Annotated in this window: 9 protein-coding genes; 4 read left to right on the forward strand and 5 right to left on the reverse strand. The window is 37.2% G+C overall.

Translation table 11 applies throughout. From position 1 onward, the window contains the following. Positions 1-89: 89 nt before the first annotated feature. Both MTCD1_RS09145 and MTCD1_RS09150 read left to right on the forward strand, forming a co-directional pair. Positions 90-569: a DUF3015 family protein gene (locus MTCD1_RS09145; RefSeq protein WP_057180864.1), complete on the forward strand. Its 480-nt coding sequence runs from the start codon at positions 90-92 to the stop codon at positions 567-569. A gap of 111 nt (positions 570-680) precedes the next feature. Beyond that, a complete protein-coding gene (locus tag MTCD1_RS09150; protein WP_057180865.1) occupies positions 681-2,537 on the forward strand; it encodes an Lnb N-terminal periplasmic domain-containing protein in 1,857 nt (618 codons plus the stop codon). Positions 2,538-2,673: 136 nt separating this feature from the next. Here the strand turns inward: MTCD1_RS09150 and MTCD1_RS09155 are convergent, their stop codons facing one another. Continuing rightward, the gene (locus tag MTCD1_RS09155) at positions 2,674-3,360 is read right to left on the reverse strand and encodes a cytochrome b/b6 domain-containing protein (RefSeq protein WP_057180866.1); all 687 of its coding nucleotides are present in this window, start codon (positions 3,358-3,360) and stop codon (positions 2,674-2,676) included. Positions 3,361-3,561: 201 nt separating this feature from the next. On the opposite strand from MTCD1_RS09155, the gene MTCD1_RS09160 reads away from it, so the two are divergent. Continuing rightward, entirely contained in the window at positions 3,562-5,244 is a 1,683-nt protein-coding gene (locus MTCD1_RS09160; protein WP_057180867.1) for an amidohydrolase, read from the forward strand. 100 nt (positions 5,245-5,344) lie between these two features. Here the strand turns inward: MTCD1_RS09160 and asnB are convergent, their stop codons facing one another. The 3 genes from asnB to MTCD1_RS09175 form a co-directional block, all read right to left on the reverse strand. Next, positions 5,345-7,009, reverse strand: coding sequence for an asparagine synthase B (gene asnB / locus MTCD1_RS09165; RefSeq protein ID WP_057180868.1), 1,665 nt, complete (start codon positions 7,007-7,009; stop codon positions 5,345-5,347). Between the two features lie 1,153 nt (positions 7,010-8,162). Beyond that, complete coding sequence (locus tag MTCD1_RS09170; protein ID WP_057180869.1) at positions 8,163-8,783, reverse strand: protein-L-isoaspartate(D-aspartate) O-methyltransferase; 621 nt, start codon at positions 8,781-8,783, stop codon at positions 8,163-8,165. Positions 8,784-9,661: 878 nt separating this feature from the next. Further along, positions 9,662-10,489 (reverse strand): hypothetical protein, encoded by an 828-nt coding sequence (locus MTCD1_RS09175; protein WP_143760103.1) that lies wholly within the window; start codon positions 10,487-10,489, stop codon positions 9,662-9,664. Between the two features lie 477 nt (positions 10,490-10,966). Here MTCD1_RS09175 and MTCD1_RS09180 point away from each other — a divergent pair. Then, positions 10,967-12,522, forward strand: a protein-coding gene (locus MTCD1_RS09180; RefSeq protein WP_231733008.1) for an IS3 family transposase whose coding sequence is annotated in 2 segments (ribosomal slippage) — positions 10,967-11,420 and positions 11,420-12,522 — 1,557 coding nt in all. Because the reading frame shifts where the segments join, the coding sequence is not laid out codon by codon here. A 218-nt stretch (positions 12,523-12,740) separates the two neighbouring features. Here the strand turns inward: MTCD1_RS09180 and MTCD1_RS09185 are convergent. Then, the gene (locus MTCD1_RS09185; protein ID WP_057180872.1) at positions 12,741-13,802 is read right to left on the reverse strand and encodes a DUF2971 domain-containing protein; all 1,062 of its coding nucleotides are present in this window, start codon (positions 13,800-13,802) and stop codon (positions 12,741-12,743) included. Positions 13,803-14,131 lie beyond the last annotated feature (329 nt).

The following is a 14,131-nucleotide window of genomic DNA, read 5'->3' on the forward strand; positions in this document are numbered from 1 at the left end:
CGCTAGAATTAATAAAATTTATGTATTAAACTTGTTTGGCTTAATTTTAACAATAAGTAACATTTAACAAAAAAATACAGGGATTTATCATGAAAAAGTTATTAATAGCCGCAACATTATTAGTATCAACTTCTGCACTTGCAGATGCACCGGGTAGCCAATCTTGTGGTTGGGGTAACATGCTTTTCGCGGGTCAATCTGGTACTCCTAGCCATGTGTTAGCTGCGACAACCAATAATTCAACAGGTAACAATACTTTTGGTATGACATTCGGTACTAACGGCTGTTCAACTAAAGGTACATTGACTTACGGTGGTAAGGAAATGATTGATGTTAGCATGATTATGGATGAGTTCAGTGAAGACGTTGCTCGTGGTGATGGTGAAGCATTAACCGCCGTTGCTGTTTCTTTAGGTGTATCAGCAGCTGACCGTGCATTATTTAAGTCGACGCTACATAACAACTTCAATACATTATTCCCTTCAGAAGATGCAACTACTGAGCATGTTGTTAGCTCAATGTTCACCTTGATGAAAAATAACGAAATTTTAGCTAAATACACTGTTTAGTATTTAACTTTTTTCGAAGACAAAAGGCTGCTTTAAGTAGCCTTTTTTAATTAGTGAATTTATATCTTCAGTCTTCATTTAACGCCAGCACATTCTTAGCAAGAAAACTCTATGAACTTTAAAGCATCGCTATTATTACCCTTATTTTTTTTATTGGCTGTGAAAGCTAATGCACAGCAACCAAATAATATTTCTCAATTGGCGCAAACAGAGCAGTGGCAAGCATTATTACATATCAATACGCAAACAGAGGGTAGTGATATTGAAAGCTATGTTGATGACGCTAGTTTTTTTTTAGCGAACGATGGCGCAACAAATCCGATAAATGAATTATTAGCGACGATTTCTGCTTTGAAAAATCAAAGCGAAACTCAATGTAAATTTCCGGCCAGAACCCTGTTTTTATTAGAAAATATTCAAGGGCTTGCCCAAGAAGTTAAACCCTTTGTTTGTCAGGAGTATCTAGACTGGCGTAAAAAACTCAATACCACGAGTGTAGTGTTGGTCTTTGCCTCAGCACAATTAAATAGTCCCTCCTCTATGTATGGTCACACTTTTTTTCGCTTTGACCCTGAAAATGTTGAGCAAAATTCTACTTACCTTTCTTATGCCTTGAACTTCGGCGCGACAGTGCCTGCAGGTGATGGCGGTTTTTTATATGCGGCCAGAGGATTAACCGGTGGTTACCCAGGTAAATTTGCCGCTAACCCCTACTTTGAAAAAATCAAAGAGTATAACCGCTTGGAAAATCGTGATTTATGGGAATATAAATTAAATTTAAAGCCCGATGAAATTGATGCAATGTTAGCCCATATTTGGGAGTTACAAGGCATTAGCTTTGAATATTATTTCTTTGATGAAAACTGCTCCTTTCGTTTGCTTGAATTACTTGATGTTGCTCGGCCCGGTTTATACCTAGCGAATAATTTTCCGGTTACCGCTATGCCACTAGATACGGTAAGGGTAGTACAAGAAGCTGATTTAATAGCGGATACTCATTACCGACCGTCAATTTTAACTGAGCTAAAAGCGCAATTAGCTATGTTAAGTGATGATGAAAATGCCTTGGCACTGGCTTTATCTAAAGATATTGAGCTATTAAATAAAGACGAATTTATCAGTTTAACAATTAAGCAGCAACAACTCATTGTTGATAGTGCTTATCGGTATTTACGTTATCAAAATACATTTAATGGCCGTGCTAAAGCCACCACGCGTCGAAGCTTTTTACTATTGAGGCGCTTAAGCGAAAATCCAAGCAAGCTAACTATCACCATTGAACAACCAGTGCGCCCTGATCTTGGCCATAAAACGTCGATGCTGGGTGTCAGCTTTGGTCAAAACCTAGACCAAGGCTTTGTCGAATTTAAATACCGAGGCAGTTATCATGACTTACTTGACCCTATTGGCGGTTATTACCAAGGTATGTCATTAAATATGGTTAATGTCATGATCCGAGCCTATCAAGGGGGTAAGGTTAAACTCGAAAAAGCGGAGTTACTTGATATCGTCTCTTTATCAGCAAGGAATAATTATTTTTCACCTTGGTCATGGAAAGCTAATATAAGCGTAGAGCAACAATGGACAGTTGATAAGGAAGTATTAGTCACTCAAGGCTCAGGAGGCGGCGGTGTTAGTTACCAAGTAATTGACAATACTCATGTTTTTGGCTTTGTCACCGGGCGATTAGAGTTTAATCGTAAGCTGAATAGTTTTGCCGCCGTTGCACCGGGAGTACATGTTGGCTTGTTACATTATTGGCCAAAAAGCACCTTAATGATTGAAGCCGAGCATTATCAATTTTTATTTGATCAAAGCCAACGTAGTCGGTTCAGTTTGCAACACAGTATGCAACTTAGCAATAAGGATAGCTTGAGGATTTCTGCTGACTTTCACCGTGTCGAAGGTAAGGACCATGCCCGAAATAGTTTTCAAGAATTCAAAGTGGAATATCGCCATTATTTCTAGTGCTTGTTAATGGTTGGCGCTCTATTGCTATTATAAAATCGAGTTAAGTCAAGGGTATAAAAGCACAAAAAGGTTAGCCAAGTGGCTAACCTTTTCATATCAACACTGCTGTATAGCGATAGCTTGTAACAAGCATTTAATAGTAAAATTCTTCTAGTACCGGTGCATTGATGATAACAAGCCAATAAACAAAACCAAGACAAAAAATGGCAACAATGCCACCGAGAATAAGCTTCGAATGTGGAATAGCATCAATAGCGTTTACTTGCTTAGCGGATTTTTTTCCGGTGATCATAGGCAATACTAAATTTTGTTTTTTTATGCACCAATAGTAAGTAATGGCCCCAAGGTGCAAAGCAATGGCGGCAATCATAAAGTCAAAGGTGTTGTGATGTAAAAAAAACATTATTTTCTCTAAATCATTACCAATACTGCCGTAGTATGGCCCGGAGGAAAAAATATCATCATTGATAAATAAGCCGCTAACGGCTTGTAAAGTGATTAATACAATCATCAATACCACCATCAAGGCACCTAAGGGATTATGACCAGGGGTATTTTTACTCTCCTTTGCCGGGTGTAAATAGTGAATAAGCGTCTTGGGCGAGGGGATAAACTGAGCAAAGCGTGCATGTTTTGGCCCGATAATGCCCCAGAGAATGCGAAATGCGATTAAAGCTAAGGCAACGAAACCCAATTGCATATGTAGTTCAATCATTTCCCCTTCTTGCTCCGAGGTATACCAAGACGCTAGGATGGTTATGGCAAAGCTCCAATGAAAAATGCGCAAGGGTAAATCCCAAATAAGATGTTTTTCTGTCACGTAATCGCCTTTAATTGCCCGAGTGAATAGTCATTGAGGGCGCTATTTTACCCTAAGTTACTAGGTAAAGTTAAGTCGCTAAATGTTACTAATTATCATTTTTTTTGTGTTTAGTTTTGATATTTATTTTTTGTCTGTTATTGAGGCATGTTAAAGTGTACTTATTAGGGCTCAACTTAACAAAATAACCATATAAATATCATGAAGAAACTTCAAGTCATTAGTGTCATTAGTGCCATTACATCACTGTTAATCGCTACGCCCCTTATGGCGCAGACAACCATAATAAAAAATGTCAATGGTTACACTCTCAGTGGTGAGACCTTAATAAAATTTTCTGCTATATCTTTCACTAACGACACCATCAATAAAACATATCAACCAGGTGAAACTATTGATATAGCGAATGATGTGGTGGTTATTGATGGTCATGGTCAAACTATGCTGCCAGGATTAATTGACGCACATGGCCACGTTCTTGGTTATGGACACAGTTTACTGCGGGTTGACTTGGTTAATAGCGCATCAGAAGCCGATGCCGTTAACCGGACCATAGTTTATGCCAAAGATAATCCTTCCTTAAGCTGGGTGCTTGGTCGAGGCTGGAATCAGGTGCAATGGCTTAATAATAGTTACCCCAGTGCTAAAAGTTTAGATAAGGCTTTTCCAGATAAGCCTGTTTGGCTCAAACGAGTTGATGGTCATGCTGGTTGGGCAAACTCTAAAGCTATGGCCTTAGCGGGGATAACTGCAGCGAGTAAAGCCCCCGCTGGCGGGGAGATAATAAGAGATGAAAAAGGCCAGCCTACTGGGGTGTTTATTGATAATGCTATGGAGTTGATCACCGCGAGCATTGCCCCACCATCACGTAGTGAAGATAAGTTAGCTTTAACCAAAGCAATGCATTCATTGGCAAGTTTGGGATTAACCAGTGTTCATGACGCCGGCATAGATCAAAATAATATTAACTTATATAAAGAGCTAGCCAGTGAAAATAATATGACCATTCGTATTAATGGCATGTTGTATTTACCCAGCGAAAACTGGCAGCAACAATTAGCACAGGGCCCTTTTAAAACTCACGATGACATGTTTATTTTTAACAGTGTAAAAATTCAAGCAGATGGTGCTTTAGGCAGTAGGGGAGCCTCATTAATTAACGATTATAGCGATCATGCTGGTCATAAGGGCTTGTTATTACATGATAAGGAAACCTTACAACACTATATTGATTTTGCTATGAATGCTGGTTTTCAAGTTAACACCCATGCTATTGGTGATAATGCCAATAAATTGATATTGGACCTGTATCAGCAAGCCATTGCTAAAAGTAACACTAAGTCATTACGGCATAGAATAGAGCACGCACAAGTACTGCGCTTAGTTGATATCCCTCGCTTTGCCTCACTTAATGTTATTGCCTCAATGCAAGCGACACATGCCACTAGTGATAAAAACATGGCAGTTACTCGTCTTGGCGAACAACGTATTTTAGGTGCCTATGCATGGCGAAAGTTGCTTGATAGTAATGCTGTTATTGCTGCTGGCTCAGATTTTCCGGTAGAGTCGCCCAATCCGTTTTATGGTTTACATGCGGCCATTACTAGGCAAGATCACAACAACTCACCTCAAGGCGGTTGGTATGGAGAGCAAAAGATGACACCAGTTGAAGCGTTGAGAAGTTTTACTCTAGATGCCGCTTATGCAGCTCATCAAGAAAAGCTAATAGGCAGCTTAGAGGCCGGTAAAAAAGCTGATTTCATTCTGCTTAGCGATGATATATTTACTATGCCAGCAAGCCAAATATGGCAAAGTCAGGTGTTACAAACCTGGGTAGCAGGTAAAAAGGTTTTTTCTTTAGCCGAGCCATCCGTAGCTAAATAGCATCTGCTGAATAGGCTCGATAAAAAATACAAAAGCCGATATTAGCTAATATCGGCTTTTTATGATCTTGCTCGTTAAACAAGCGCGTTACCAACGGTTATTAATAACTTTCGTTATGTACACTTAATACCGCACGACCGGATGGATCAGCATTATTTCGAAAGCTTTCATCCCAAGCTAGCGCTTCTTCGGTACTACAAGCAACAGATTTACCACCCATTACACATTCAGCAGCCGTAACTAACGGGAACTTTTCTTCAAAAATTGTACGGTAGTAATAACCTTCTTTGTTATCAGGGGTATTTATTGGGAATCTAATGTGAGCATTTTCAAGCTGTTGCTCGGTAACCAGTGTTTCAACATGGGCTTTTAAACCGTCAATCCACGAATAACCAACACCATCAGAAAACTGCTCTTTTTGACGCCATAAAATTTCTTTCGGTAAATAACCTTCAAAAGACTCACGTAAAATAGCTTTTTCCATTTTACCGTTACCACATAACTTATCTTCAGGGTTGATGCGCATAGCAACATCCATAAAGTGTTTATCTAAGAAGGGTACACGTGCCTCAATACCCCAAGCCGACATAGACTTGTTAGCACGTAGACAATCAAACTTATGTAAGCGGTCAAGTTTACGAATTAACTCTTCATGAAAGGCTTGTGCGTTGGGTGCTTTATGGAAATATAAGTAACCACCAAATAGTTCATCCGCGCCTTCACCCGAAAGCACCATTTTAATGCCCATGGCTTTAATCTTACGTGCCATTAAGTACATCGGCGTAGAAGCGCGAATTGTGGTGACATCGTAAGTTTCTAAGTGATAAATAACTTCTTTAAGGGCATCAATACCTTCTTGCTCGGTAAAAATAATGCTGTGGTGGGTAGTACCAATATCGTCAGCAACGGTTTGCGCGGCGATTAAATCAGGAGAGTCAGCTAAACCACAAGCAAAGGAGTGAACTTTTGGCCACCATGCCTCGCTTAAATCATTATCTTCGATTCTACGTGCGGCAAATTTTTTGGTAATGGCTGCGATTAAGGAAGAGTCTAAACCACCAGACAATAATACCCCGTAAGGTACATCTGTCATTAAGTGACTCTTAACCGACTCTTCCAAGGCTTCACGAATTTTAGTGGTGCTGGTGGTATTGTCTTTTATTGCACCATATTCTTGCCAGTTTCGTTTATAATATTGTTGTAATTTACCCACACGGCTATCTAAGATATGGCCAGGAGGAAATTCAGAGACTGTTTTACAAATAGGCATTAACGCTTTCATTTCTGAAGCGACATAAAAGTTACCTTCGCTATCATAACCGGTATAAAGTGGAATAATACCAATATGATCACGGGCGATTAGGTAAGAATTGTCTTTTTCGTTATATAAAATAAAGGCGAACATACCTTGTAGTTTATCAATAAAATCAACACCAAACTCTTCATAAAGTGGCAAGATGACTTCACAATCAGACGCCGTTTGAAAGGTGTAATCTACATTTAATTCATTGGCTAAGGCTTTATGGTTATATATTTCACCATTTACCGCCAAAACATTGCTTTTATCCTTGTTATATAACGGTTGAGCGCCATGCTCAGTATCAACAATAGATAAACGCTCATGTACTAAGATAGCATGGTCGTTGCTGTAAATTCCTGACCAATCAGGACCACGGTGACGTAAAAGACGAGAATATTCTAACGCTTGAGGACGAAGTGCTGCTGCACCTGTTTTTATATCTAATATACCAAAGATCGAACACATTGAAGCGCTACTCCTTTATTAATATTGTTATGTAAACTAACTTATATTGACTCTTTAGGTCACATAATTAATTTAAGCCGAATTGTAGGGCCGGTTTTTTTGTAAGAGGGTAACCAGACCATACCTCTGCTAGTTATCTATCTCTCAATGAATCATTAAAAGTGAGAATAAACAAGCACATTCACTTTGACAGCTTTCATCGAAAGATCAATATCAAATAATAAAGTTTTTACACTAAAGGTAATAAGCATATGTGACTGCGCAAAATAAATGAGACTGGTCTCATTTTAAAGTAGCGTAAACAAAGGGGAAACTGATGATTAAGATTTAGTGTTTTAATAAAATACAATCACAAACCATGAGACTGAGTCAATAAAAATGAGATTCATAAATCATTATTCATTACTATCGGCTATATCTCTAACCTCCACTTAAAAGACAATAAGAGAAATTTAACCAAATTCTAAGGACAGCAGTTACCACAAAGCCGACTAAATTTTGAATATAAAAACGGTCTCAAAAGAGGCCGTTTAGATACGTTAGCGGACGTTCCAAAAATATAAAAATATGAGTCTATTGATGGTGATTTTTTGACAATAACCTGTTAAACCTGAATGAGAACAAAGCCATCATAGCGGTCATTGAAACTTTAATATAGGTCTTAGTAGTGCTAATTATTTAGTGGTAATCGCCAGAAGTATTTATTCACTTGGCGTAACAAAGGATTAAGTATCCTATGGTGATGGTTTACGATGAAAGTCACTGTTAAAGACTCAATAGGTGTCGAATATTTTAAAGTGGTGTATTCATTAAATGATAACCGAATTAGTATCGATGAATTTAATTGATGAATCATTTGGCTGGTTATGTAAACAACGAAAACACTTTCCTGTTAATAGTGATGTATGGGATTGCCATTTTCACTAAGATAAAATTAAACCACAACTTATTGATGAAATAATATCAAATAAATTCAATTTTCAACCTTTGCAAAAGGTAACTAAATCATCAGGTGAAGTTATTCATCTATGGACATCAATCGATAGTTTAGTATGCTCCACAAACAATACTGCTTTCCCAGTAAGACTAGGTTTACTGCAAAAACTAAAATAATAACTCGATTAACACAATTAGGTTCACAGCGCCAAACTCTCTACACTAACGGTACAAAAGAGAAAAGACCGTGTCTGCTCTCATCAAAATCATTGTCACTGTGTTTAATAAACTTCCTCATGGTGCAACAATGGACATCACCCACCGGAGCAAGCAGCACTCCCCCAACTTTTAATTGATGAAAAAGCGGTTGAGGTACAGCAAGTGTGGCAGCAGCAATGACAATTCGATCAAAAGGGGCTTTCTTCTCGTAGCCAACTTTTCCATCAAAATTAACCATCATAACATTTGATATTTTTGTTTGAGCCAAGTTCTTATTTGCAAAGGTAACTAACTCAGGAATGATCTCAATAGAAACAACTTCTTTGACCAACCGAGACATTAATGCAGCACTGTAGCCACTTCCTCCACCTATTTCTAGAACGGTATGAGTACGTTCTAAATTTAGAAGTTCAAGCATCAGCATAACTGTACTCGGCTGAGAAATGGTTTGACCAAAACCAATAGAAAGCGGTTGATCGCGATAAGCATCACTAGCAGGATTATCACCAATAAAGTTTTCTCGAGGAATTTGCATAAATGCACTTAAAAGTTTTTCGTTGATAATTTTTCTGTAGTATAGCCATTCGTCGATAAAATATTCTTTTGAATTTATGTTCATACCATCAGTATAGGTGACTGATACGAACTTCTTTGTTTATAAAAATTTTTATCATAGAAACTAATTTGTCACCAGATATGGTTAATAGATTCAATAAATAACTTGCTAATTTAACCTAATAGGTAGCATTAGAATATATATATGGCAAAACTTTTGAAGTTAACTTCTGCTTAGGCACTTTTTTGACGTTAGATTTTTCTGAGGGAAAAGCTAATCGTGTCCATTGTTCTAAGGTCACTAGCTACCATTTTGCGGACGTTTTTATAAACAAAAATCATCTCCGCTAACGGGCAGTTTAGATACGAAAGCTGACGTTCCACACAGATATAAATATGCATTGTTTGACTATAAATATTGCCAATTAATCGGATAGCATGACTGGAAAAAATGCCACCAGAGCGGTCATTCAGTGTTCACTTTTTAACGATAACTTTGTGCGCAAAGGCGACATTAATATGCAGTTATGGCTAACGTCTGCTTTGTTCATTGCAGACGGTAAAGTTTCGTCTCGGACGCTAACTTTTCCACTGTTCAGCCGTTGGATAATTACATATTTTCCTGTTGCAATTTTCTGATCTTAAATTGTGACGAAAGCGACTTTCATAAATACTTACTATTTTCAAAGAAAGTTTACATAAACTCAAATTGATAATGGCGGGGATTGAATTCATTTTTAGCAAAGCAGAACACCTGACGCACGAGCAAAGAAAGATGATACTTTATATTCTTTCTATTACTGAATATGGATTCAATTATCAAATTAAAAATTAGTTAGATATACTTTTGACAGAAAAAGCAGAATATAATGGCTATTAATAGTTTAAAGAAAAAAGCCGCTGTTAAAGCGGCTAATAATTGATTCATTTAGTTAAATTACTTTATGAATTTGCAGATTTTTCAATCTCTTCTAATACTATTTTTATAATATCTTTATTATAGGTGGACGATTTTCCATCACTTGTTAATTTGAATGGGTGCGTTAATAAATACTCAATCTTAGCTTTACCGCGATAAACACTTAACGTAATATTGATATCTACTTTTGAACGTCCGATATTTCTTGTAGTCCTTGCTTTAAATTGAACCCCATTCTTTAAGTCTGAGAACTTTAAATCAAACCCTCTTATTAAATTAGATTTAACTGAATCAACAGTTAAATTCACATCAAATTCACCTTTAACATATGCAGTTTGACCAATAGTCGCTTTATTAGTGGATTTAATCATAGACTCTGCCCACTTTGTAACACTTTCATCTGAAATTGGTGCTGAGAAAGGGAGGCCTATAGCTGAAGATGCTGGTTTTACGTTAGCTTCAGAAGATGGGCTTAGAGCTAGTGTTATGCTGTCACTTTGCTCTGTTAACTTATAAGAGAAAGATTGCTTAATTGTTGCTGTATCAAGTCTACCTGTACTGTATTTTTGTTTTTCAAAATAACTAAGTACGAACATATCGTCATGCTTAGTGACGGTAGAACCCCAAGAGGTTTTTATCCCTCCAGGTACACTGTCGCTACAACTAGAGCCGTACAGAGACGACTTACATTTATAGAAAGCTGAGTTGTTTTTAATATATTTCGATACTGAATTTATTACATCTTTTGATTCTATGCCTGTATAACCTTCACCGCTAAACTTATTAAATGTAAATGTTTTTTCCTTCAAGTTAGTTGCGTTTGTTTTAAAAGCATATGGCTCTGATGTCATTACGCAGCCAGAAAGTAATGTGGCTATAGAGGCACAAAGTATCAATTTATATCTCATTCTTAGGTTGTCCTTATTGATTATTATAAATATTCCTTGAAACATCATGTAACAAAGGTGTTTAACATTTACAAAAATACACAAAGAAATCAACACATTAATTTTCTTTCTATACAGCCTGTACAAAAAGTGGTCTGATGAGTTCACCCATTACAAAAATTTAACATTTTGTTGTCATTTTTGTAATATTAGAGTTGGGTAATATTAACTCTGTGGATTTTAAAGTCATAATACTCATAGAGTTCATCATTTATTAGAACTGTGTTTTGTGGCTAAAATAAAGGGAGTGATAGATAGTTGTAGTGTGATTTAAGAAAACATGTGTTACGGCTGATTATCGGTTGCAAAATCCCTTTCTGTCAGGCTAGTTGTCGCGCTTAATATTTAATCATTAAATTAAGTAGAGGGCGTGGACGAATTGTGAAACATTATTCAGCACAAAGAAAAGAATCGGCACTTCAGAAGATGATGCCACCGAGTAATATATCGATCACCCAATTATCTATCGAGATGGGTATTGGTGAATCAACCTTGTATAATTGGCGTAAACAAGCCGTTAATAAGGGGCATTTAGTGCCAGGTGATGGAAAGAATGCTGAACAATGGTCTTCAGCAAATAAGTTCTCTGTAGTGTTGGAAACAGCGTCGTTAAATCAAGCAGAATTGGCGGAGTATTGCCGTAATAAAGGCCTTTATGCAGAACAGATCGTAGCTTGGCGAAGTGCTTGTATGGATGCTAATGCCAATGTTAAAGAGCAGGAGAAAACCTTCATAATTGAAGCAAAAAAAGACAAAAAACAGATTAACCAATTAGAAAAAGAATTGCTTAGAAAAGACAGGGCGCTAGCTGAAACAGCGGCGTTATTGGTGCTAAGAAAAAAAGCAAATGCGATCTGGGGGGAAATCGAGGACGAATGATCCTCGACTCAGTTCGCATTCAAGCAGTTGAATTAATTAACGAGGCCGTTGCTTCTGGCGCGGCAAGGTTTAGAGCCTGTGCCGAGCTTGAGATCAGTGTTAGAACTTATCAACGCTGGATTGTTGATGGGACTATAAAAACAGATGGTAGGCCAAGTGCCCAGCGTCCTGAGCCTAAAAACAAACTGTCAGAAGTGGAACGAGGCAACTTGTTAGCCGTGTTTAATAGCGACGAATTCAAGAGTTTGCCACCAAGTCAAATCGTCCCAGCATTGGCTGATAGAGGCGTTTATATTGCTTCTGAATCGACTTGTTATCGCGTTCTTCATGAAAAGAAACTGCAAAACTCTCGTGGTCGCAGTCAGATAAAAGAAAGGAAATCGCCTACGACACATTGCGCGACTGGGCCTAATCAAGTGTGGTGTTGGGATATCACTTGGTTGCCTGGCCCCGTGAAAGGGCTACATTTTTACCTATATTTGATATTAGATATATTTAGTCGAAAGATTGTTGGCTGGGAAATTCATGATGACGAATCAGCAGAAAATGCGTCGACATTGATCAGAAAGACCCATTTAAAAGAAAGTGTTAGAAATAATCCGCTTGTGCTGCACTCGGATAATGGCAGCCCAATGAAAGGCTCATCAATGCTTGAAACACTTTATAGTTTAGGCGTAGCATCGTCATTTAGTCGTCCTCGTGTGAGTAATGATAATGCCTACGCCGAGTCGATTTTTAAAACGTGTAAATATAGACCTGATTATCCTTATAAAGGATTTTTAACGATTGATGAAGCACGTGATTGGGTATTGAAATTTAGCCACTGGTATAATTTTAACCACAAACATAGCGGGATTAAGTACGTCACTCCTAACCAAAGGCATTCGGGGTTGGCGGACAAAGTATTAGCGAATAGAAAAGAAGTTTATCAGCGTGCTAAGGAGCGAAATCCTGAGCGTTGGAGTGGTGATATCCGCAATTGGGATTTGCCGGAAGAAGTGTACTTAAACCCTGAACGAGAAATGGACGCTTCCTACCACACTGCAGACATTTGGTAGTAAGCACCAAACAATGTTTCGGGTTAGATTTTGTATCGATAACGCCATTTTAAGCGGCTAAGTATAGTTGGCTAAAATTTGTAGCGGAACCGAGCAAACTTTACGTGTCCGCTTGAAAATATTTGTTAGCTGCTTTTTTAAATAACACAAACCTAACTTAGAACTCAGCCAAAAAAAATATAAATTCGTTATGTAAAATAAATTTATTTCAAGTAGCCTTAAAGCATTTGACCTTTAGGATATAAAACAGTCCCTTTTTTACTACCATGGGTTCCATGAAAAAAACGTTCTCCTAATATTTGAGAACTCATTGGGGGAGAATGAGTTGTCAGATCATTGATTCGTTTCAAAGCATCTTCAATATTTTCCAGTTCATTCCATATATGTTTTTTATGACATAAAGGACAAACCGCAGGCCAAGGAGGTTTAATCCCTAAAAAATTATTGATAAAACAATAAGAATGTAATGGATAATTCCAAGAAATCCATCTGCGGATAGCTCCATAATGTTCATCAGCATCCAGTTGCCATGAGTCTTTTAATGTTTCTACTTTTAATATTGTAGAATTTGGTGCTGACTGGATGATTAGATTGATTATTTGATCAGTATAACCACACAAATGATGTGCTTCTGGCGTATTAGATGAAAGGTAAACTTCTGCGATTGCTTCGGGTGGTATTTTTAAATCGAATTTATTAAAAGATTGAGGGTGTAATTCTGAAGGATATTTAGATTCATTTAGATCCCCCCATAAACGCTTCGCCTCTAGAACACCTGAAAAATTACCTTGTGGTATCGATCTTTTATTATCAATTTTCACCTTTTCTTCAAAAGATCTAACAACTCTAACTTCTTCTTCATAATTCCACTCGGATGATTTATATAGATATTTTTTATTTGGCTTGTCGCTTTGAGGTGGTCGTGAAGTTGGATAAATAACATCACCATCTTCAATTGAAATAACATTCCCTGATGATAGTTCTGGAATTTTAGTTATATCGTACCCAACAACGATACCCGTATGACTTTTACCATAATGAGACCACATGAGCGTATTTAATGGTGAACGAGTAAAGCAAAGAATAAAGTTGTTATTAAAATGGTGCTTTACATCAGCTTGTTCATTACTAGTATAACTTGTAGCAACATCCTTTGGGACTGAATCGTAAGGGTCATTAAATAGTTTAGATCGGGAAAAGCGTAATGTCTGATTTTCAATGCTTCTTAATCCACCCTCTAAATCATAATATCGATACAATATTTGTGCCTTTTGTTTCATATTTTTGTTCTCTTAGAGCCAATCGATTAATGCATTACTAATTAAGGTGGTTAACGTGATTGTTGCTATGTAGATCTTCAGCTAACAGCCTATTAACGAATTTAATATAAAAATAAAGGCATTAATATCAATATACTACACAGTAAATATGTCGATACTTTAACTTTATTTTTAGCATATGTGTAGCATTTTATTTTACACATCTATTGTTTATACAGTATCTCTAAAACGTCGCTATATACCAGAAAGAAGACATAAGCTATTACTGGACAGGTTGGATTAGATTTTGTATCGATAAGAACCTTTAAACGAAAAAAAATTGTGCTTTT

The sequence above is a fragment of the Colwellia marinimaniae genome, from assembly GCF_002207865.1.
Classification (GTDB): Bacteria; Pseudomonadota; Gammaproteobacteria; order Enterobacterales; family Alteromonadaceae; genus Colwellia; species Colwellia marinimaniae.

What these genes read in the sequence shown, in the direction of transcription:
- MTCD1_RS09185 (WP_057180872.1), bottom strand. Translation starts at nt 13,802, where the DNA reads ATGAAACAAAAGGCACAAATATTGTATCGATATTATGATTTAGAGGGT.
- MTCD1_RS09150 (WP_057180865.1), top strand. Translation starts at nt 681, where the DNA reads ATGAACTTTAAAGCATCGCTATTATTACCCTTATTTTTTTTATTGGCT.
- MTCD1_RS09175 (WP_143760103.1), bottom strand. Translation starts at nt 10,489, where the DNA reads ATGACATCAGAGCCATATGCTTTTAAAACAAACGCAACTAACTTGAAG.
- MTCD1_RS09170 (WP_057180869.1), bottom strand. Translation starts at nt 8,783, where the DNA reads ATGAACATAAATTCAAAAGAATATTTTATCGACGAATGGCTATACTAC.
- MTCD1_RS09145 (WP_057180864.1), top strand. Translation starts at nt 90, where the DNA reads ATGAAAAAGTTATTAATAGCCGCAACATTATTAGTATCAACTTCTGCA.
- MTCD1_RS09160 (WP_057180867.1), top strand. Translation starts at nt 3,562, where the DNA reads ATGAAGAAACTTCAAGTCATTAGTGTCATTAGTGCCATTACATCACTG.
- asnB (WP_057180868.1), bottom strand. Translation starts at nt 7,009, where the DNA reads ATGTGTTCGATCTTTGGTATATTAGATATAAAAACAGGTGCAGCAGCA.